The organism is Actinotalea alkalitolerans (genome assembly GCF_023369855.1).
Classification (GTDB): Bacteria; Actinomycetota; Actinomycetes; order Actinomycetales; family Cellulomonadaceae; genus Actinotalea.
The window spans coordinates 227752-248271 of the sequence record NZ_JAMBPP010000001.1 but is presented as its reverse complement, the minus strand read 5'-3'; the positions used below and the strand labels follow the sequence as shown (position 1 = coordinate 248271).

The window sequence follows — 20520 nt, the reverse complement described above, 5'->3', positions numbered from 1 at the left end:
AGGACCCAGCCCTCGCGCTGAACACCACCCACTTGCCTGTCGTGAGGTCGCACATCCGCAGCGAGGTCGCACGGTCGCCAGTGCGTTCTGGGTGCAGATGTGCGTCCTCTGCCGCTCGGGGGTGGGGAGGGGGACAGGCGGAGACCGTTGGGGGGTGATCGGGGGGCGTAAGTGGCTGCCGTGGGAGGGGTGGTGCCGGTAGAACGGGGGGTGAGCCGATCACCGGGAGGTGCACCGTGAACGCCGTCGTCGTCGAGGGCCTGCACAAGGGGTACGGGGAGGTCAGGGCCGTGGACGGCCTGGACCTGACGGTTGCGACCGGGGAGGTGGTCGCGCTGCTCGGGCCCAACGGCGCGGGCAAGACGACCACGGTCGAGATCCTCGAGGGCTACCGGACACCGGACGCGGGACGTGTGGAGGTGCTGGGCGTCGACCCGCGCACGGGAGGTCGCGCGTTCCGTGAGCGTGTCGGGATCGTGCTCCAGGAGGCGGGCTTCGAGGAGCAGTTCAGCCCCCGGGAGCTGCTCCGCCTGCACGCCGGCTGGTACCCCTCGCCCCGGCCGGTCGAGGAGGTGCTCACGCTGGTCGGCCTGCAGGAGAAGGCCGATGCGAAGGTGCGCAGCCTGTCGGGCGGGCAGCGACGCCGGCTGGACCTCGCCCTGGGGATCGTGGGTGACCCCGAGCTCCTGTTCCTCGACGAGCCGACCACCGGGTTCGACCCGTCGGCCCGCCGCCGCGCGTGGGACGTGGTGGACGGGCTGCGCTCGCTCGGCGCGACGATCCTGCTGACCACCCACTACCTGGACGAGGCCGAGCACCTCGCCGACCGCCTGGTGGTCATCGACCACGGGAAGGTCGTCGCCCAGGGCACCGCCGAGCAGCTCGCGGCGACAGCGGGGCTCGCGACCGTGGTGTCCTTCAGGCTGCCCGCCGGGGCTGAGGTCGCCGACCTCCCCCGGGTGGGCCAGGACCTGCGGGTGGCAGGTTCGGTCGTGGACGTGCGGACGCGTGCCGCGACGGCCGACGTCGCAGCGCTCGCGGGCTGGGCGGTCGCCCGTGGCATCGAGCTCGAGGGGCTGTCGCTGACCCGCCCGAGCCTGGAGGACGTGTACCTCGACCTGGTGGGCTCCGAGGAGCCCGACGGCAACGGGCTGCACGCCGCCGGGACGACCCCCGAGGGGGCGGCCACGGGCGAGGCAGCACCGTGAACGACATCGGGCTGCTCGGCCGGCAGGTCCGCCACGAGCTCGTGGCCCTGACCCGCACACCGATCACGATGATCCTGTCGATCGCCTTCCCGCTCGTGTTCTTCCTCATCGTGGCCGCGTTCGTGGGCAACGAGACGATCGACGCCCGCGCGGGCATCCGGGTGGCGCAGTTCCTCGCCCCCGCGTTCGCGTCCTTCGGCGTGGTGATGGCGACGTTCTCGTTCCTGGCCATCGGGTTCGCCGAGGCCCAGGCCGGTGGGGTGCTGCGGCGGCAGGCGGGGACGCCGCTGCCGCGGTGGGGGCTGCTCGGTGGGCGGATCGGGGCCGCGGTGCTGCTCGGCCTGCTGGCGACCGTGCTCGTCGTGGCGACGGGGGTCGCGTTCTACGGGGTGCAGCTGATCGGCCGGACCCTGCCCGCGGTGGTCGTGACCCTGCTCGTCGCCGGGGTGTCCTTCAGCGCGCTGGGCCTGGCTGCCGCGGCCTGGCTGCCGCCGCAGGCGACGACGGCGGTGACCAACGGCGTGGCCATCGTGCTGGCGTTCGTCTCCGACATCTTCGCCTTCGGCGACGGCATGCCCGGCTGGATGTCGACCCTGGGGTGGGTGTTCCCGCTCAAGCACCTCGTCAACGCCCTCGGTGACGGGTTCAACCCGTACCTGGACGGCAGCGGGTGGGCCTGGGACCACCTGGGTGTGATCGTCCTGTGGGGGCTCGTGGGTGCGGCGCTCGCGGTGTGGGGGCTGCGGCACGGTCAGGACCGGGCGTCCGCGACCGGCACCTCCCCCGGCAGGGCGCACGCCGACGACGTCCGGCCTCGCCGCACCGGGTCGGTCTCGGCCCGGCAGGTGCTCGGCTCCCAGGTGGGCCACGGCCAGCGGGTGCTGTGGCGCGACCCGTCGTCGGCCTTCTTCGCCGTCGTCTTCCCCGTGCTGCTGGTGGCGGTGATCCCGGTCGTCAACGGTGGTGGAACGCAGCAGCTGGGCGACTCGGGCCTGACCCTCGGTGCGTTCTTCGCCGTGACCATGGCGGTCTACGGGGCAGGTGTGACGGCGTACGTCAACATGCCGCAGGGCCTGGCCGAGGACCGTGAGCGCGGTGTGCTCAAACGGCTGCGCGGCACCCCGGTGCCCGCGTGGGCGCTGCTGACCGGCCGGGTCGTCGCGGCGCTCGTGGTCTCGGTGCTGACCCTGCTGGCCGCGTGGGCCCTGGCCATGGTCATGTACGGCGCCGGGGTGCCGGCGTCGTGGCCCGTGATGGTCGGGGTGTTCGTCGTCGCGGCGGTGTGCTTCGCGGTGCTGGGGCTGGCTGTGCTGTCCCTGGTCCCGAGCGGGCAGGCCGTCGTCGGGGTGACCCTGGGCACGTTGCTGCCGCTGTCCTTCGTCTCGGACGTCTTCCTGCAGGGCGTGGTGTTCCCGGACTGGCTGGAACGGCTCACCTGGGTGTTCCCGCTGCGGCACGCGACCCGGGCGATGACCGAGGTGACGGCCGGGCTGGGCGTCGGCTGGTGGCACCTGGGGGTGATCGCGCTGTGGACGCTCGGAGCTGCGGTCGTCGTGGTGCTGCGGTTCCGGTGGACGCTCGAGGCGATGCGTCCCGGGACGCGTGCGCGCGCGGAGAGGGCGCCGGACCCGACCCGGTCTGAGGGGAACGGTCAGTGACCGCCGATGTGCCGTCGGTCTCTCGCGGGCGACCGACCTTCACCGCTCGCCGTGCCGGTCCGTCCCGACGGGCCACGGGCGACGTGCTGCCTGACGCTCTGGCCACTGACCGCCGATGCCGATTACGCTCGGCGGCGACGCCCTCGTCTGGTGGACCCCCTGGCGGCGTGCTCCTTCGGCTTCGGAGGCTGGATCGGCCGTGATCGTCGACTCCGCGTGGTACCACGCCAGCGCTCGCGGCTCAGAGGCGATGAGCATCCCGGACGCCGCACGCCTGTCCCTGCGAGGGCCGGGGTTCGTGTGGCTCGCGGTGAGCGAACCCGCTCGCGAGGAGCTCGACGAGCTCAGCGAGTGCTTCGATCTCCCTGCGCTGGCCGTGGAGGACGCGCTCGAGGGCCACCAGCGTCCGAAGCTGGAGGAGTACGGCGACTGCCTGTTCGTGGTCGTCAAGGCGGCCCTCTACGACCAGGACTCGGGACAGCTCGACGTGGTCGAGCTCGACGTCTTCCTCGGAGCGCGGTATGCCATCGTGGTCAGCCGTACAGCAGGCGGCGTCCTCAGCGGTGTCCGCCGGCGGATCGACGGGCACCCGGCGGTCACGGCGCTCGGACCGATGATCGTCCTGTGGGCGGTGCTCGACACGGTGGTCGATGACGGCGAGCGGGTGGTCGACCTCCTGCTGGACGGGGCCGAGCGGATCGAGCAGGCCGTCTTCCAGGGGGATCGCGACCAGAGCGAGGCCATCTACCTGCACCATCGCCGGGTTGACCGGCTCGGTCGGACCGTGCATCCGGTGCTCGCCGTGTTCGACACGCTTGAGCGAGGTGAACCGGTGATGTCCCCGGAGGCCGTGCGCGCCCTCCTGCGAGATGCCGGTGACCACGCCCGTCGCCTGTCCGAGGAGGTGGTGATGCTCTCGGGCCGCCTGGAAGGTCTGCTGAGCGCCAACCTGGCGCGCGTCACGGTCCGGCAGAACGTGATCCTGCAGAAGGTGTCGTCGTGGGCCGCGATCGCGGCCGCGCCGACGGTCATCACTGGGGTGTACGGCATGAACTTCCGCCACTTCCCCGAGCTCGGCTGGCCGTTCGGCTACGCCTTCGCGCTGGCCCTCATGGTCGCGGCTGTCGGGGTGCTCCACTGGAACTTCCGTCGGGTCGGGTGGTTGTGAGGCGGCATCTCCCACGTCGACGTACGGATGGTGCACGAGGGCCTCCACGCCGAGCTGGCGCTCTCGACGCTCGAACCGCGTGTCGCGCTACGACGCGGCCGTGGCCCGGGCGAGCATGCGCCCCGAGAGCCGCCTGACCAGGAGCACGAGCAGCCCTCCGAGGCCGACCGCCACGACCATCGGCACCCAGACGTCGGCCAGCCCTTCGCCGAGCACCGCGACGCGCCAGATCGGGTCGATCACCCAGTAGGTCGGGAACAGGCGGGCGATCCACTGCGGCCACTCGGGGAACAGGTAGAAGATCACGGGGCCGAAGATGAGGATGCCGCTGCTCTTGACGATCGTGAAGAGCGTCGCGCCGTCCTTGGCGACCGTCCCGATCAGCAGCCCGAGCAGGGCCGTGAACGTCGCACCGAGGAGTACCACGACGAGCAGGTGCGCCCAGCTGCTCCCGACGGCGCCGTTCAGGAGCAGCGTGACGACGGACATCAGGAAGGCGAGCAGCACTCCCAGGGAGGCCTTGGCCGCGAGCACCTCGCTGACCCTGGCGGGAGTGACGAGGATGGCCGTGAGGGTCCCGCGGATCTTCTCGTCGACGATGCTCGACGCGGGGACGAACGTGCCCGCGACGAACAGCGCGTACATGACGAGCACGGGCACCAGGCGGACGGAGATCGGCAGGCCGGCGTCGCCGGTCTGGACCAGCTCGACGTCGACCGGGGGCGCTCCGCCCTCGACGGCGCGGATCAGGTCGATCGTCGTGACGCTGAGGATCATCCGGTCGGCGGCGAGGGAGCCGCCGCTGACATACATCTCGAGCGGCGGCTCCTGGCCGGCACGGACGGCGTCGTCGAACCCGGCGGGCAGCACCAGGCCGACGTCGTGGTCGTTCGCCTCGACGCCCTGCCGCAGCGCCTCGGCGCTGTCCAGCACGGTGAGCTCGACGCCTTCAAGCTCGCGCAATGAGGAGGTGATCTGCGAGGCGCCGTCGTCCACGACCGCCATCCGGGGCTCGGGGTCGAACAGCGAGCCGAACGCGAGCTGGAAGATCGCGGTCAGCACGACGGGCAGCGCGACGGCGTACAGGAAGATCGGAGACCGCGGGCCGAGGGCCAGGTCCTTGCGCAGGATCACCCAGATCCGGGACAGGCTCACAGCGACCTCACCTTCCGCCGCAGCACAAGGAGGCCGATGACGAAGATCACCGTCACCCAGGCCAGGGCGGCGCCGAGGGAGCCGACGACGTCGGACCATCCGGCTCCGTACGTCAGCACCTCGTTCAGCGTGTCGATGATCGGGTACGAGGGCATGGCCTGCACCCAGCCCGCCGCGGTGCCCGGGAACAGCACCGAGAACGTCGGGATCATCAGCGGCAGGACGAAGGCCATGGTGAGGAACAGCGTGCTGAAGAAGTCCTTGCCCGCCGACCCGGCGATCATGCCGATCCCGGTGAACATGACGGCCCCGAGCAGCACCGTCGCCAGCAGGATGCCGAGGTTGCCCAGCGTGAAGGCCTGCAGCACCAGGAGCAGCAGCACCGCCTGGCCGCCGGTGAGCAGGGTCCCGTAGATGGTCTTCGCGGTCAGGAAGTCGCTCACCCGGGCGGGCGTGACCAGCACCGCCGTGACCGTCCGGTTGAGGACCTCGTTCGCGATCAACGACGAGAGCGCGAACGTCTCGATCATCAGGATGAAGAACACCAGCATCGGCAGCATGAGGTCGCGCATGGAAGTCTGGTCTCCCGCGCGGTCGATGCCCAGGACGATCGACTCCTCGGCCGGCTCCGTGACGGGGAGCCCGTGCCCGGTGAGGGCGTAGGCGATCTCACGGACCATCGACTGGACCGCCCCGGTGACCTCCGGCGGGACCGCGGCGTCGCTGTAGACGGTCACGGTCGGCTGCTCCCCGGCCGTCGCGGCCTCGAGGAAGCCCTCCGGGAAGGCGAGGCCGACCATCACGTCCCCGTCGTGGACGGCCGCCGCGAGCTCGTCACCGCCGGCGTACTGCACGAGGGCCAGCCCGTCGGCCTCGGAGGCGTCGAGCTGGTCGAAGAGCTCGTCCAGGCCCGTCTGGTGCACCCCGACGGTCAGTGTCTCGTCGACGGTGTCCGGGACCAGGTAGTAGGTGACGGCGAAGAGCACCAGACCCAGGACCGACAGGAAGATGTACAGCAGGTCCCTGGAGAACTCGGTGAAGTCCTTGCGGACGATCGAGGCGACGATCGCCGGGCGGGACACGCGCCGGTTCACCCCGCCAGCCCTCGGCCGGTGAGCTGGATGAAGATGTGCTCGAGCGTCGCTTCCTCGGTGTGCATCGTCAGCAGCGCGGGCGAGGTCGCCAGCTCCGCGAGGCGGGCCGAGGCACTCCCGTCGTCGAGCGGCAGGTTCTCCTCGCGCACGCCGTCCCCGTCACGCAGCCGGACCTTGACCGAGCGCGAGCCGTAGGCGAGCTTGAGGTTCTCGGGGGTGTCCAGGGCAACGATCTCGCCGCCGTTGATGAACGCGACGCGGTCGGAGAGCTGGTCGGCCTCGAACATGTCATGGGTGGTGAGCAGCACCGCCACCCCGCGGTCGGCCTCCTCCTGGATCGTGGTCCGGATGGCGGCCGCGGTGGTGGGGTCCAGGCCGTCGGTCGGCTCGTCCAGGAAGAGCACGTCCGGGGTGTTGATGAAGGCGCGGGAGATCATCATCCGCTGTCGCATGCCCTTGGAGAACGTCTTGACCCGGTCCGTCGCCCGGTCGGCCAGGCCGACCCGTCGGAGCACGCCGTCGGCGTCGGGGTTCTTGATCCCGTAGAGCGAGGCGAAGAACTCGAGGTTCTCCTTGGCCGACATGGTGACGTAGAGGTTCTTCTCCTCGAAGCACACGCCGATGCGCGCCTGCATCTGCGAGCTGCCGGTGCCCACGTCGTAGCCGAGGACGGTCGCGGACCCGCCGCTCGGGGGGAGCTGCCCCGTGAGCATCTTGATCGTGGTGGACTTGCCCGCACCGTTGGGGCCGAGGAAGCCGAGGATCTCCCCGGGGGCGACGTCGAAGGAGATTCCCTTGACGGCCTCCAGGTCGCCGTAGGAGTAGCGCAGTCCCTGCACACTGATCGCGGCTTCGGTCACCGGCTCGTCCTTCTCGCGGCTGAGATCAGGTCCACCCCGGAGCGGGAGCAGCGGTCTGCGGGCCTGGTTCGAGAGTAGGCCGTGAGCACCGGGCGGGGAGGGAGATTGCGCCCACCTGCCCACTGCCACCATTCCCTTTCGTCCCGATATGCGGTACTACGGGGAGCGAGGTGGCCCGGGTCCCCGAGCGCCGCCCTGACGGAGGTCGTCATGCGTGGACGGACATCCTGGATCAGTGCGGCACTCACTGTCTCGGTCTTCGCTCTGGCGGGGGTCGGCACCGGGCTGGTGCCGATGGCGGCCACGGCCGACGAGGTGCACTTCACGGCGGTCGGTGACTACGCCGCGGGCGCCAACACCTCGGCCGTCCTCAACCGCATCGATGCGCTGGGACCGGATCTCAACCTGGCCCTCGGCGACCTCTCGTACGCGTCGTCCCCGTCCGAGGACGCCTGGTGCGAGTACGTGACCAGCCACGTGGGGGCCGGGTTCGCCTTCCAGCTGCTCGCGGGCAACCACGAGTCGAACGGTATGGACGGCAACATCAACGACTTCTCCGCCTGCCTGCCCAACCAGCTCCCAGGGCTGGTCGGCACCTACGGCCGCCAGTGGTACGTGGACGTCCCCGCGCATGCGCCGTTGGTGCGCTACGTGATGATCTCCCCGGCGTTGACCTTCCCGGACGGTACCTGGTCCTACGCGGTGGGCAGCCCGCGGTACCAGTGGACAGCGGCCGCCATCGACGGTGCCCGGGCCGCGTCCATCCCGTGGGTTGTGGTCGGCGCGCACAAGCCCTGCCTGTCCGTGGGCGTCTACGGCTGCGACATCGGCGCGGGGCTGCACGACATGCTGATCGCGAAGAAGGTCGACCTGGTCCTGTACGGCCACGAGCACTCCTACCAGCGCACCCACCAGATCGGCTTCGGTCCCGGCTGCAGCACCGTCGTGCCGGGGACCTTCAACGCGAGCTGCGTGGTCGACAGCACCGCCGAGATGGGCAAGAGCGCGGGCACCGTCTTCGCGACCGTGGGCACCGGCGGGATCGCTCAGCGAGCCGTGGACCCCGCCGACAGCGAGGCGGGGTACTTCGCGGCCATGTCCGGGCTCGCCACGGCGACATGGGGGGCGCTCGACGTCCGTCTGACCCCCACCACCCTCACCGCCTCCTTCGAACGCGCCTCCGGGGGCACGTTCACCGACGCGTTCACCATCGGCCCGCCTGTCGACCCGCCCCCGAACCAGTCGCCGACGGCGTCCTTCACCGCCTCGTGCAGCGGCCTGGCCTGCGCGGTCGACGCCAACGCCTCGACCGACCCGGACGGCGTGATCGCGTCCTACGCGTGGACGATGGGAGACGGGACCAGCCTCACCGGCGCCGGCCTCACGCACACCTACGCCGCGCCGGGCACGTACACGATCACCCTCACCGTGACCGACGACGACGGCGCGACCGGGACCGTCACGCGCACGGTCGAGGTCTCCGAGGTGGTCGAGCCGGTGGCCTTCGCTGCCGACACCTTCAGCCGGACGGTGGCCACGGGGTTCGGCAGCGCCGAGACCGGGGGCCTGTGGCGTACGACGGGCAGCAGCGCGAACTACTCGGTCTCCGGGGGTGTGGGGCGGATCATCCTGCCGGCGTCCGGGGCCGGGCCTGACATCTCGCTCCCGGCCGTCTCCTCGTCGAGCACCGACCTGACGTACACGATCGCGACCGACAAGCCCATCGTCGGGTCCGGTCTGTACGTGAGCGTCTCGCCGCGACGGCTGAGCACCGGCTCCTACAGCGCTCGCCTGCAGCTGCGGCCCGACGCGTCGATCGTGCTGGCCCTGGAGCGCAAGATCGGGTCGACCGCCACGCTCATCGCACCGGCGGCGGTCCTGCCCGGGGTGACCCACGTGGCGGGCGAGCAGCTGAAGGTCCGCGTCCAGGCGACCGGCACCTCGCCGACGACGATCCAGGCCAAGGTGTGGCGTGCGGGAACGGCCGAGCCGTCCGCCTGGACCGTCACGCGCACCGACTCCGCGACAGAGCTGCAGGCGTCCGGATGGATCGGCGTCAGCCACTACCTGTCCAGCGGTGCGACGAACACCCCGATCGTCCTCACGGTCGACGACCTCTTGGCGCGGCCGGTCGGGTGAGGGGCGCGTCGAGCACCCGGGGCGGATCCTGAGTCCACCCCGGAGAGGGAGCTGCGGCCCCTGGTTCGAGAGCAGGTCGTGATCAACGGCCGGGGGAGGGATGCCCCGCGGGGCCACCACGCGTCACCGCCTGGGCGAGCTCGACCAGGGAGCCGACGGTCACGTCCGGCGCACGGAAGTAGGCCGGGTACCGACCGCCGGTCCGGGAGACCCACGCGGTCCGCAGCCCGGCGCGCGACGCGCCGTCGACGTCCCACGGGTGCACCGCGACGAGCATCGCCTCCGTGGCGCTCACCCCGCACGCGTCCAGCGCGTGGCGGTAGGCCTGCGCTGCTGGTTTCCAGAGGCCGGCGTCGCTCACGGACAGCAGCTGCTCGAAGCGGTCCCGGAGGTCGGCACCCTGCAGCAGCCGGTCGGCGACCGTCGTGGCGCCGTTGGTGAGCGTCACGAGCCGGATCCCGAGGTCGTGCAGCGCTCGGATGCCGTCGGCGACGTCGGGGTGCACCTCGAGCGCTGCGAACCCTCCCATGACGTGAGCCACTGCGGCGTCGAGGTCCTGACCGGCACCGGCGTCCCGCCCGGCACCGACGAGAAGTCGCCGTGCGACGTCGGCGGCGATCGTGGCGAAGTCCTCCTGCGCACCGGCTGCCGCGAGGGCGAACCCGTCCCGGAGCACCTCGGCGAACCACTGCTGGGCGAGGTGGGGTGGTGCCCCGACGGCTTCCCATCGGGCCCGGAGCGGGGTCATGTCGCTCAGGGTCTCGTTGACGTCGAAGACGACGACCTGGGGCGTGGCGAGGGGCATGGGCTTCTCCTGACGTGAGGACTCGAGCATGCGCCGCCCGCACCCGAGCCCGCCACGGGTCGGCACCACGAGCGGCCGCGGGGGCCAGGAGTCACCCAGGTCGTCGTGACTCGGCCGCACCCCGGAGCGGTGGGGCGGCGAGGGCCAGCGTGCCCACGGCAGCGCCCGCGGCGACGAGCACGAGCATCGTCGGCAGCCCCAGGGCCGGGATGAGCGCACCCATCGCCGCAGGCGCGGCGATCGAGGCAACCGCACCGACCACGAGCGCCAACGTGAAACCCTCACCGGGCCGATCCGGGGCGACCTGAGCCGTCCAGATGGCCAGCAGGGACGAGCCCACCATGTAGCCCGTCCCCAGCAGGAGTGCGGAGAGCAGGGTGAGGGGCAGCGACGTCCGTCCCAGCCCGAGGAGGACGAGGGCGCCGCTGACCACCCAGACGCTGCCGACCCCGACCACCGGTGTGCCCATCGCGCGGTTCATCCACGCGGTGCGCAGCCCGACGAGGCCGCCGACGCCGATGAGAGCGAACAGCAGTGGCTCGGCCGAACCGGCGAGTCCCCCGCTGCGCGCGGCCTCGGTGGCGTAGGTGAAGTAGATGGTGACAGCGGCGAAGTAGAGCGCGGCGTACGCGAGGGGCGCGGCCATGGGCCGCCGCCACAGAGACTGCCGCGGGGCCCCCTCGCCTCGGCGAGGAGCAGCCACCCGGGGCACGACGCGCCTGTTCAGCACCGCGGCAACCGCTGCGGCCAGGGCGATGCCCGCCCAGGTCAGCCGCCAGGAGTACGCGGTCGCGAGCAGGCCCAGCCCCGCGAGCCCGACCAGCCCCAGGCTGGTCCCGGTCGTGATCACCGCCAGCAGGGTCGCTCGGCGGGGCCGTGGCGCGGCCTCGGTCACGATGTCGGAGTAGGGGGCCCACACCCAGCCGGCGGCACTACCGCTGATCACAGCACCCACGGCCAGGATCCACGGCGACGGTGCGAGAGCGACGGTCGCCGCGCCGATGAACCCGCACACACCGCCCACGGTCGTGGGTGCCCGCGGTCCTCGTCGGGCAGACAGTCGCGGCACGCAGACCAGCCCGATGAGATAACCCGCGAAGGTGCCACTGGCGATCAGACCCAGGAGCAGCTCGGACAGGCCGAACTCTGACCTCACGTCAGGCAGGGTCAGCCCGTAGGCGTAGCGGGCCATGCCGAAGGCGACGCCCACGACAGCTGCTCCACCGACACCGATGCCGATCGTCTGCCTGTCCACACCGCACCGTGGCACACCCTCGTCAGCCTGCAACCGGGGCGCGGGTGACGGGCCCTGACCGGCGCCGGCGCGAGCCTCGCGAGGTGGGTGAGTAGACGACGTCGGGTCGCGCGATCAGGGCCCGAGCAGAGCTGCCGGGATGACGGCTATCCCGTCGGGGCGGCGGTATGCAGCTGGTCCTGTGGTGATCACGGCGGCGTCGAGGAGATCGTCACCGACCTGTTCGCGCAGCCAGTGCAGGTCGCGGACGTCTTCGTCGCCCGCGACTGCCGCGAGCTTCACCTCCAGGGCCACCATGCGTCCGTCGTCCCTGGTGAGGATCAGGTCGACCTCGTGATCGCCGCGGTGGGTGCGCAGGTGGCTGACCTGTGCGTCGGCCGCTTCGGCATAGGTCCGTACGCAGAGGGTGACGAGGCTCTCGAAGAGAGCGCCCAGGAGGGATCCGTCCCGCGGGATCGGTGGGCTGTCCGGGTTCGGGCTGTCGAGCAGCGCACCGGCGCCGACGCCGAGGAGCCGTGCCGCGAGGGCTGGGTCAGCGAGGTGATGCTTGGGTGCCTGGCCGAGTGAGGCCATGTGTGAGCGCGTTCCGGTCCACGCGGGGACGGTGTCGAGGAGCCACATCCGGTCGAGGGTCTCGCGGTACGCGATGGTCGTCGTCTTCGCGGGCTTGTCTCCATGCCCTGCCGTCGATGCATCGAGGATCGCGTTGTAGGACGTCGTCGTCGACGTCGCAGCCGCGTAGGCCTTCAACCATGCGCGCAGCGTCCGAGGTCGGCGCACGACGTGTCCCAGCTCAGCGAAGTCGTGCTCGACGATGGCGTCGAGATAGCCGCTCAGGCCGGCGGATCGCGTAGGCGCGGGCAGGGTGCGCAGCCCGGGGAAGCCGCCTGTGACGATCTCCTCGGCGTACTCCGCCAGGCCGACACGACTCTCGCCGCCGACGGGCGGCCTGGCGTCGGAGAGCAGGCCTGCGAGTGACACGGTGGGTTCGACGAGCCCGCGCTCGGCGAGGCTCATCGGACGCAGTCGCAGGCGGACGATGCGGCCGGCGCCCGTGTGCGTGGGAGCGGTGGTGGGTGTCGCGGACCCCGTGAGCAGGTAGGACCCGGGGGTGGCACCGGCGTCGACAGCCCGGCGGACCTGGTCCCAGACGGCGGGGTACAACTGCCACTCGTCGATCAGGATCGGGGTGGGAAGCCGTGACAGTCGGTCACGGTCGGCCTCAGGGCTTACGCTCCCGTATTGGCGGCTTAAACACTACCGTTTCGTTCCTCTCCGTCGGACGCGCTGAACGGCGAGCTCGGGAGGCATGGGAGCCGAGCGTGCCCGCCGGCACCGGACGGTGGTGGACGAGGGGCAACATCCCACCAGAGCCGAACTGCTGCCACACCGCAGGTCAGCGGCTTGCGAGAAGCGGCGTTCCTCGGCGACCACCCACGTGAAAGGGCCCGCCACCTACGCTTCCGCAGGTCACGGGCCCTTCGTCACGCGGAGGATGGGGGATTCGAACCCCCGAGGGCTTGCACCCAACACGCTTTCCAAGCGTGCGCCATAGGCCACTAGGCGAATCCTCCTGGCCGCACGAGGATACCGGACCACCTCGTCGGGACCGAACGCCCCGTGCTCGGGTCGCCAGCGGCGCCGCCGCTGGCGTCGGTGCCGTCGTCCTCCTGCCGCTGCCGGAGAACGGGTGCCGCGTGCTTGGATCGCTTGGTGCCCGACGACGACGCTCCACGCTCCAGGCCCTTGAGGTGGTCGCCGATCGTCGCCGGAGGGCTCATCGCGACCACGTGGGTCGTCGCGATCTGGTGGCGGGTGCGCCGGTCCCTCGACCTCGTCTTGATCAACCCTGACCAGGACCGGGTCTGCCCGGCGATCATGCCGGCCCCGCCGGAGTGCAACCCCGAGTGGCACCTGTCGGTCGCCGCGACCAGCGCTGCAGCGATCCTCCTCGCCTACGGCCTCGTCGTCCTGGTGACCCTGCGCGCCCGGCATCGCACCTCGGCCGTCGTCGCGCTCGCGGTGCTCGTGCTGGTCGGGGCAGTCGGCTTCGCGCTCGTCGACGACTGGAACCGGTACTTCTGGTCGCCACGCTGAGCGTCGGGAACCCGATGACCCGAGGCCCGCGGCGCCCGCCGTGGACGGGGGCCCCGTGCGAGGATCGGACGATGGTCGCTCTCGAGCTCGCGGTGCAGGACCTCGAGGGCATCGCGATCGCCTCGCGTGTCGGCGCGGACCGCATCGAGCTGTGCTCGGCGCTCTCGGTCGGCGGGCTCACACCGTCGCTCGCCCTGGTGGAGGCGGCAGCGGCCGCACCGGTCGCCGCACACGTCCTGATCCGTCCCCGAGCAGGGGGGTTCGGCTACACGGCCGAGGAACGCGCCGTCATCGTCCGCGACCTCCGTCACGTCCTTGCTGCTGGTGCTGCCGGCGTCGTCGTGGGCGGTACGTCCGACGGCGGCGTGGACGCCGAGCTCCTGCGGGCGGTGACCGACGCCGCCGGCCCTGCGCCCATCACCTTCCACCGCGCGTTCGACACCCTCGGTGACCGGATCGGCGCGCTGGACGTGCTCGTGCAGCTCGGGGTGTCGCGGGTGCTCACCTCGGGCGGTGCGGCGTCGGCGGTCGAGGGACGCGGCGAGCTCACCCGCCTCGTCCGGCACGCGGCCGGCCGCATCGAGATCATGGCTGGTGGGGGTGTCGTGGCTGCGAACGTGTCGCTCGTCGTGGCGACCGGTGTCGACGCGGTCCACGCCTCGGCCAAACGCGTCGTCGCAGGTTCTGGCATCCATCTCGGTTCGGCCGGGGAGTCCGTGCGCGAGACGACCGACGAGGAGCTGGCGGGCCGTCTGCGCGCGATCCTTGACGGAGCGCGGCGAGTCTGATCAGGCTGCACCGCGCGCCCCTGCCGCTCGGCCACGATGAGTTCTGGCTCGACCGCCGGTCCACATGAGTCAGGCATCCACTCACGTCACGAGGTACCCATGAAGCTGCTGCTCACGTCAGGCGGCGTCACCAACCCGAGCATCCGGGACGCCCTCGTGCGGCTCCTCGGCAAGCCGGTCGGAGAGTCCCATGCGCTGTGCATCCCGACGGCGCAGTGGGGCCACCCGATGTGCGGTCCGGCGACCGTGCAGGGCCTCGTCGCGGCCGGTCCGGGGTTCGAGCACCTGTCCGGCCTGGGCTGGGCCTCCCTCGGCGTGCTCGAGCTCACCGCCCTCCCCACGATCGGCGAGGAACGTTGGGTTCCCTGGGTCGAAGAGGCCGATGTGCTGCTCGTGGACGGCGGCGACGCCACCTACCTGTGCCACTGGGTGCGGCAGTCCGGCCTGGCCGAGCTGCTGCCGTCGCTGACCGACACGGTCTGGGTGGGCGTGAGCGCGGGCAGCATGGTGATGTCGCCGCGCATCGGGCCCTCCTTCGTCGAGTGGCCGTCCGCGCGGGACGACCGGACGCTCGGCCTCGTCGACTTCGCGATCTTCCCGCACCTGGACGCCTTCCCCTCCAACACGCTGGCGCACGCCGAGCGGTGGGCCGCGGACATCGGTGGGCCGGCGTACGCCATCGACGAGCAGACGGCCCTCGTCGTCGTCGACGGTTCCGTCGAGGTGGTCTCCGAGGGGCAGTGGGTCAGCTTCATCGCATGACAGTCGGGCTCGCTGCCGCCCCTGTGGCGGGCCGGTGGTCCGTGGGGTCCGTGCCCCTGGGTTCACGGCAGCCGTAGCTCCCTGAGCTGCCGGCGCGAGGTGATGCCGAGCTTGCGGAAGATGCTCCGGAGGTGGGCGTCGATCGTGCGCGGGCTCAGGAAGAGCTGGGAGGCGACTTCCCGGGAGGTCGCCCCGGTCGCCACCAGCCGCGCGATGTGCGCTTCGTGGGCGGTGAGCGCGTCGGTGGGCTGGGCGGTCCGTCGGCGGGGGTGCTCGCCGGTGGCGCGCAGCTCGCGGGCCGCGCGGTCGGCGTACGCCTCCGCGCCCATGTCGGACAGCAGCCGGTGGGCGGTGCGCAGCTGGTCGCGCGCGTCCTGGCGGCGGCCCTCGCGGCGCAGCCACTCGCCGTAGACGAGGTGCGCGCGAGCCAGATGTGTGGCCATGCGGGAGCGGCCCAGCCGCTCGATCGCCTCACGGTAGTGGTCCTCGGCGCTCGGCCCGGTGCTGACCAGGGCGCGGGAGCGCGCGGCCATCCCGAGCGCCCACGGGGTACCGCTCGCGCAGGCCCTGGACACGAGCCGGTCAAGTGCGGCCGCGGCACGCTCCGGCTCGCCGGCACGGACGGCCGCCTCGATGAGTTCGGGAAGGGCGACGCTGCTGTGCGCCAGCTCGTCGAGCTCGCTCAGACGACTCGCTGCGGCGAGCGCCTTGTCGTAGTTGCCCAGCCCGTTGTGCAGGTAGGCGAGCGAGGCGTCAGCACTGCTCAGGGTCAGCCCTTCGCCGCGCGCCGTCGCCCCCGCCACCGTCGTCTCGAGGAACTCGGGGGCCCCTGGCACACCGCGCCAGGCAGCCAGGTTGAGCCTGGCGTTGGGAATCGGCGGGGCGCCGGTCGCCCGGGTGATGGCCGTGTCCTCCGCGAACAGCTCGGCGGCCCGGCTGAGCTCGCCGGTGAGCACGAGCACCAGACCGAGCGCGTTGAGCGAGGCGGGGAGCGTCGCCAGTGCCCCGGCCTCGCGCGCGAGCCGCACGGCGCGGCTGGCCAGGAGATAGATGCTCTCGTCGTCCCACAGCATCGCCCCGACGTGGCAGGCCAGCCACAGCCAACGGCCGTTGTCGTGGGATCCAGAGTCGTCGCGGAGCGCCTCGAGCGCCCGTTCGAGGCTGGGAACGCTCGCTTCGTACCCCAGCGTGAACCTGGTGGCCAACCCGTCCAGGAGCAGGTCGATGGGCTGTGACGACGTGCCCAGCGGCACCGCCTCCTGAGCGGCCACGGCTATCTCGTGCAGGGTGTGGGCAGTGGCGAAGCGTCCAGCGTGGAACGACGCCTCGATCGCCTCGAGGTAGGCCTCGCGCGCCAGCGCCGCGTCGAGCGGGACGAGCGTGTTGGCGGCGGCGAGCAGCATCCTCGGAACGTCGCTGCCTCGGGTCAGGCGAAAGGCGATCCGGGCACGCAGCAGCTCGACCCGGGCGTGTTGCAGGGCGTCCAGCGGCCCGGACGCTGCGACGGTGAGGAGCTCCGAGGCCGCCTCGGTCGATCCGGCTGCGTGCGTGATGTGGGCGGCGTCCAGTGCCCGGGCCGCGCGGGTGGCCGGGTCGGGGGTGAGCTTGACCGCGCGTTGCAGGAACGCGGCTGCGGCGGCCAGCCCGCCCCGGGCGCGTGCCCGGTCGGCTGAGTCCTGCAGACTGGCGGCGGCGTCCTCGTCGGTGCCCAGCACGGCTTGTGCGCGGTGCCAGGCGCGTCGGTCCGGGTCCGAGCGTGGGTCGGTGGCCTCGGCCAGGGCGCCGTGCGCTCGTCGCTTGTCCGGTGGTGTGGCCGCCTGGTAGACAGCCGAGCGCACCAGCGGGTGACGGAACCGGACGCGGGTGTCGATCTGCAGCAGCAGCCCGGCGTGCTCCGCGAGTGCGGCCGCCTCAGGGTCGATGCCCAGGTGAGCGGCAGCACGCCACAGCAGCGCCGTCTCGCCGGTCGGGTCGGCCGCAGCAGTGAGGAGCAGGAGCTGCGTCTCGGCTGGCAGCCCCGCCGAGCGGCGCCGGAACTCGTCCTCGATGCGGCGCGGCACGTTCCCCACGTCCGGCAGCTCGAACCCCCCGGCCAGCCCCGCCGGCTGGGCGTTGTCGGGCAGCTCCAGCAGGGCCAAGGGGTTGCCGCGAGCCTCCGCGACGACCTGGTCGCGCACCTCCCCATCGAGTGGTGCGCGGACCGCAGCGGTCAGCAGCGCCAGCGCGTCGGCGGCGTCGAGGCCCTCGAGGCGCAGCTCGGGCAGACCGGCCAACGGACCGCCCGCGCCCCCGTCGCCAGAGTCGCGCACGCCGAACAGCAGCGCCACCCGCTCGGCTGAGACCCGCCGAGCCACGAACGCCAGGACCTGCGCGGACGCCTCGTCCAGCCACTGCGCATCGTCGATCAGACAGAGCAGCGGCCCCTCCTCCGCGACCTCGGCCACCAGGGTCAGGGTCGCCAACCCCACCAGGAAGCGGTCCGGTGCCGGGCCGCCTCGTAGCCCGAACGCCACTCCCAGGGCGGCCTGCTGGGGGTCGGGCAGCGCGGCGAGACCGCCCAGCAGCGGACCGCACAGCTGGTGCAGGCCGGCGAAGGCGAACTGCGCCTCCGCCTCCACCCCTACCGCGGACTCCACCCGGAATCCCGACGACGCGGCGGCCTCCCGTGCCTGGTCCAGCAGCGCCGTCTTCCCGATCCCCGCCTCCCCGCGCACCACCAGCGCACCGCTGCGCCCGGCCCGCGCGCGCACGAGCACCTGCTCGACCGTCTCACGCTCCGCGCGCCGGCCCACGAGGTCGCTCAGGGTCGCTCTCCTCCCCGGTCGCACGGCTCTAGGTGATTCTCACCGACGCGAACCACACATGGCCATAGCCCGCCCACACCGCTGGTGCCATCACCGGCCACGACATCGGGATGTTCCACCGACGCCACGACAACCCGCTGGCGGCGAGCCTGGTGACACGGCATCAAGCCGGGGCCGACCCGCCTGCGGTGCGAGGCACAGCTGCTCGGGTGCCTTCACCACGACTCGATCGTCGCTGTCCACGGCACCGGGCACACACCAGCAGAGAGGCTTCGAGAACATGTCAACAGACGTCGCCGTGAGCAGGGATCCGGACCACCGTCACTCCATCCTCAGCTGGCTGCGCCACCACCCGGAGTACGTGGACGTCGTCGTCAACGCGCCGTCCGCCGCAGCCGGCAACGAGGTGCTGACATGACCGCCGCCCGCGAGATCGCCGTGCCGCCCCGGTTCGACGGTCTGCGAGCCCTGTTCATCAACGCGACGCTGAAGCGTTCACCGGAGCCCAGCCACACGGAGGGTCTTGCCCGCATCAGCTCCCGCATCATGCGGGAGCACGGGGTCCAGGTCGAGGAGGTCCGGGCCGTGGACCACGACATCGCCACCGGGGTGTGGCCGGACATGACCGAGCACGGCGCCGCGCTCGACGAGTGGCCTGCGCTCATGGAGAAGGTGCTGGCGGCCGACATCCTCGTCCTGGCTGGCCCGGTCTGGCTGGGGGACAACAGCTCGGTGATGAAGCGGGTCGTCGAACGGCTCTACGGCTGCTCGGGCTCGCTCAACGACGCGGGGCAGTACGCCTACTACGGCCGCGTCGGCGGGTGCGTCATCACCGGCAACGAGGACGGCGCGAAGCACTGCGCGATGAACGTCCTCTACAGCCTGCAGCACCTGGGGTTCACCATCCCGCCGCAGGCCGACGCCGGGTGGGTCGGCGCCGCCGGTCCGGGCCCGTCGTACATGGATCCAGGGTCGGGGGGCCCGGAGAACGACTTCACCAACCGCAACACGACCTTCATGACCTACAACCTGATGCACCTCGCCGCGATCCTGCGCGGCGCGGGCGGCGTACCGGCGTACGGGAACCGACGCAGCGAGTGGGACGCCGGCTGCGCTCCTGACCAGGAGAACCCCGAGCACCGGTAGCACCGCTGCCGGAGAAGGAGGAGCCATGACGACGCACATCGGCTCACCACACGAGTGGCCGCGACTGCGGGTCGACGACTGGACCGACACCCGCGAGACCTTGCACATGTGGACCCAGATCGTGGGGAAGATCCGGCTCTCGCAGAGCCCACTGGTCAACCACTGGTGGCAGGTCACCCTGTACGTGAGCCCCCGCGGGCTCACCACCGGCGCGATCCCGCACCGCTCTGGGTCCTTCGACCTCGAGCTCGACGTCGTCGCGCACCACCTCCGGATACGGAGCAGCGCAGGGGAGGAGCGGCTCGTCGGACTGTTCTCGCGACCCGTCTCGGACTTCTACGCAGCGACCATGCGGGCCCTCGACGAGCTGGGCATCGACGTGGTCATCGACGTCCGGCCGAACGAGGTGGACCCGGCGGTCCCGTTCCCCCTTGACGACCAGCACGCGACCTACGACCCGGTCGCCGCCCACCTGTTCTGGCAGCAGCTGGTGCATGCGGACCGGGTTCTCGGCGACTTCCGTTCCCACTTCGTGGGCAAGGTCAGCCCGGTGCACCTCTTCTGGGGCGCCATGGACCTGGCGTGCACCCGGTTCTCCGGTCGGGAGGCGCCCGAGCACCCCGGCGGCGCCCCCAACTGCGGCGACTGGGTGATGGTCGAGGGCTACTCCCGTGAGCTGAGCAGTGCCGGGTTCTGGCCGGGCGGGGGCGAGGAGGGCGCCTTCTACGCGTACGCCTACCCCGAGCCCGACGGGTTCGCGGACTACCCCGTGGCACCGGACGCGGCGTACTACAGCGTCGAGAACGGCCAGTTCCTGCTGCCGTACGAGGCGGTGGCCGACTCGGAGGACCCGGACCACACCGTGGCGCAGTTTCTCCACAGCACGTACGCCGCCGCAGCCGTCCTGGGCGGATGGGACCGGGCCGTCCTGGAGGACGACCCGGCGCGGTGGCCGCAGCACCGTGCAGGCGGCCACCGACGAGAGAGGAGCAGAGCATGAGCGCCACCGTCATCACCACGATCGACATCGACGCCGGCCCCCAGGCCGTCTGGGACGTCCTGACCGACTTCCCCGCCTACCCGGAGTGGAACCCGTTCATGGACCGCATCGACGGCACCGCGGAGGCAGGCAGCCGGCTGGTCGTCCACCTGGCCGGCCGAGGTGGTCGCGGCACGACCTTCCGGCCCAGGCTTCTGGTTGCCACGCCGGGGGAGGAGCTCAGCTGGATCGGGAGGCTGGGCCCGGGCGGCCTGTTCGACGGGCTGCACTCCTTCGTGCTGACCGTCAAACCCGACGGGACCACCCGGTTGACCCACAGCGAACGCTTCACCGGGATCCTCGTGACCCTCTTCAAGGGCGCCACCGCGAACAGCCACGCCGGGTTCACCGCGTTCAACGAGGCGCTCAGGCGACGCGTCGAGTCCGGCCAGTCGCGGGGCGAAGACGCCGGTCACGAGCCCAGCACCGTCGAGGGAGCCTGATCGGGTGTCCGGCACCTCACCGGAACGGCTACCTCCACCCCTCCGGCCGCCAGCACCCCCTCACGACAAAGGGCCCGCCACCCACATCACTGCGGGTCA

At 71.7% G+C, this 20520-nt stretch carries 18 protein-coding genes and 1 tRNA gene; 11 read left to right on the top strand and 8 right to left on the bottom strand.

The annotated features are described in order from the left end of the window. Positions 1-236 precede the first annotated feature (236 nt). From M1R94_RS01205 to M1R94_RS01195, 3 genes are all read left to right on the top strand, one after another. Positions 237-1208 carry an ABC transporter ATP-binding protein gene (locus M1R94_RS01205; RefSeq protein ID WP_249379834.1) on the top strand — a complete coding sequence of 324 codons (972 nt, stop codon included), beginning with the start codon at positions 237-239 and terminating at the stop codon, positions 1206-1208. After that, complete coding sequence (locus M1R94_RS01200; RefSeq protein WP_249379833.1) at positions 1205-2866, top strand: ABC transporter permease; 1662 nt, start codon at positions 1205-1207, stop codon at positions 2864-2866. The genes M1R94_RS01205 and M1R94_RS01200 overlap by 4 nt, the downstream gene beginning before the upstream one ends. Positions 2867-3065: 199 nt before the next feature. Then, complete coding sequence (locus tag M1R94_RS01195; RefSeq protein WP_249379832.1) at positions 3066-4034, top strand: magnesium and cobalt transport protein CorA; 969 nt, start codon at positions 3066-3068, stop codon at positions 4032-4034. Positions 4035-4121: 87 nt separating this feature from the next. Here the strand turns inward: M1R94_RS01195 and M1R94_RS01190 are convergent, their stop codons facing one another. Genes M1R94_RS01190 through M1R94_RS01180 form a run of 3 tightly spaced genes read right to left on the bottom strand, consistent with a single transcriptional unit; the run spans position 4122 to position 7143 of the window. After that, the gene (locus tag M1R94_RS01190) at positions 4122-5189 is read right to left on the bottom strand and encodes an ABC transporter permease (RefSeq protein WP_249379831.1); all 1068 of its coding nucleotides are present in this window, start codon (positions 5187-5189) and stop codon (positions 4122-4124) included. Continuing rightward, positions 5186-6283: an ABC transporter permease gene (locus M1R94_RS01185; RefSeq protein WP_249379830.1), complete on the bottom strand. Its 1098-nt coding sequence runs from the start codon at positions 6281-6283 to the stop codon at positions 5186-5188. The genes M1R94_RS01190 and M1R94_RS01185 overlap by 4 nt, the downstream gene beginning before the upstream one ends. Continuing rightward, complete coding sequence (locus tag M1R94_RS01180) at positions 6280-7143, bottom strand: ABC transporter ATP-binding protein (protein WP_249379829.1); 864 nt, start codon at positions 7141-7143, stop codon at positions 6280-6282. Before M1R94_RS01180 ends, M1R94_RS01185 begins: the two co-directional genes overlap by 4 nt. Before the next feature lie 210 nt (positions 7144-7353). On the opposite strand from M1R94_RS01180, the gene M1R94_RS01175 reads away from it, so the two are divergent. Beyond that, positions 7354-9282 (top strand): PKD domain-containing protein, encoded by a 1929-nt coding sequence (locus tag M1R94_RS01175; protein ID WP_249379828.1) that lies wholly within the window; start codon positions 7354-7356, stop codon positions 9280-9282. Positions 9283-9364: 82 nt separating this feature from the next. On the opposite strand, the gene M1R94_RS01170 is transcribed toward M1R94_RS01175, so the two are convergent. The 4 genes from M1R94_RS01170 to M1R94_RS01155 form a co-directional block, all read right to left on the bottom strand. Beyond that, the gene (locus M1R94_RS01170) at positions 9365-10087 is read right to left on the bottom strand and encodes a haloacid dehalogenase type II (protein WP_249379827.1); all 723 of its coding nucleotides are present in this window, start codon (positions 10085-10087) and stop codon (positions 9365-9367) included. A gap of 91 nt (positions 10088-10178) precedes the next feature. Next, positions 10179-11342: an MFS transporter gene (locus tag M1R94_RS01165; RefSeq protein WP_249379826.1), complete on the bottom strand. Its 1164-nt coding sequence runs from the start codon at positions 11340-11342 to the stop codon at positions 10179-10181. Positions 11343-11456: 114 nt separating this feature from the next. Continuing rightward, positions 11457-12521, bottom strand: a complete 1065-nt coding sequence (locus tag M1R94_RS01160) for an ATP-binding protein (protein ID WP_308199858.1) — start codon at positions 12519-12521, stop codon at positions 11457-11459. A gap of 310 nt (positions 12522-12831) precedes the next feature. Further along, positions 12832-12916 (bottom strand) — tRNA-Ser (locus tag M1R94_RS01155). 172 nt (positions 12917-13088) lie between these two features. On the opposite strand from M1R94_RS01155, the gene M1R94_RS01150 reads away from it, so the two are divergent. From M1R94_RS01150 to M1R94_RS01140, 3 genes are all read left to right on the top strand, one after another. Next, on the top strand, positions 13089-13439 hold the full coding sequence (locus tag M1R94_RS01150) for a hypothetical protein (RefSeq protein WP_249379824.1): 351 nt from the start codon (positions 13089-13091) through the stop codon (positions 13437-13439). Between the two features lie 71 nt (positions 13440-13510). Further along, on the top strand, positions 13511-14227 hold the full coding sequence (locus M1R94_RS01145; protein ID WP_249379823.1) for a copper homeostasis protein CutC: 717 nt from the start codon (positions 13511-13513) through the stop codon (positions 14225-14227). A gap of 99 nt (positions 14228-14326) precedes the next feature. Next, entirely contained in the window at positions 14327-14989 is a 663-nt protein-coding gene (locus M1R94_RS01140) for a Type 1 glutamine amidotransferase-like domain-containing protein (protein WP_249379822.1), read from the top strand. 62 nt (positions 14990-15051) lie between these two features. Here M1R94_RS01140 and M1R94_RS01135 read toward each other — a convergent pair whose 3' ends face one another. Continuing rightward, complete coding sequence (locus M1R94_RS01135; RefSeq protein ID WP_249379821.1) at positions 15052-17817, bottom strand: ATP-binding protein; 2766 nt, start codon at positions 17815-17817, stop codon at positions 15052-15054. A 256-nt stretch (positions 17818-18073) separates the two neighbouring features. Here M1R94_RS01135 and M1R94_RS01130 point away from each other — a divergent pair, with 256 nt between their 5' ends. The 4 genes from M1R94_RS01130 to M1R94_RS01115 are packed head-to-tail and all read left to right on the top strand — an operon-like array spanning position 18074 to position 20421. After that, a complete protein-coding gene (locus M1R94_RS01130; RefSeq protein WP_249379820.1) occupies positions 18074-18211 on the top strand; it encodes a hypothetical protein in 138 nt (45 codons plus the stop codon). After that, the gene (locus M1R94_RS01125; protein ID WP_249379819.1) at positions 18208-18939 is read left to right on the top strand and encodes a flavodoxin family protein; all 732 of its coding nucleotides are present in this window, start codon (positions 18208-18210) and stop codon (positions 18937-18939) included. The genes M1R94_RS01130 and M1R94_RS01125 overlap by 4 nt, the downstream gene beginning before the upstream one ends. A gap of 25 nt (positions 18940-18964) precedes the next feature. Continuing rightward, a complete protein-coding gene (locus tag M1R94_RS01120) occupies positions 18965-19939 on the top strand; it encodes a DUF5996 family protein (RefSeq protein WP_249379818.1) in 975 nt (324 codons plus the stop codon). Then, positions 19936-20421 carry an SRPBCC domain-containing protein gene (locus tag M1R94_RS01115; RefSeq protein ID WP_249379817.1) on the top strand — a complete coding sequence of 162 codons (486 nt, stop codon included), beginning with the start codon at positions 19936-19938 and terminating at the stop codon, positions 20419-20421. Before M1R94_RS01120 ends, M1R94_RS01115 begins: the two co-directional genes overlap by 4 nt. Positions 20422-20520: the final 99 nt, after the last annotated feature.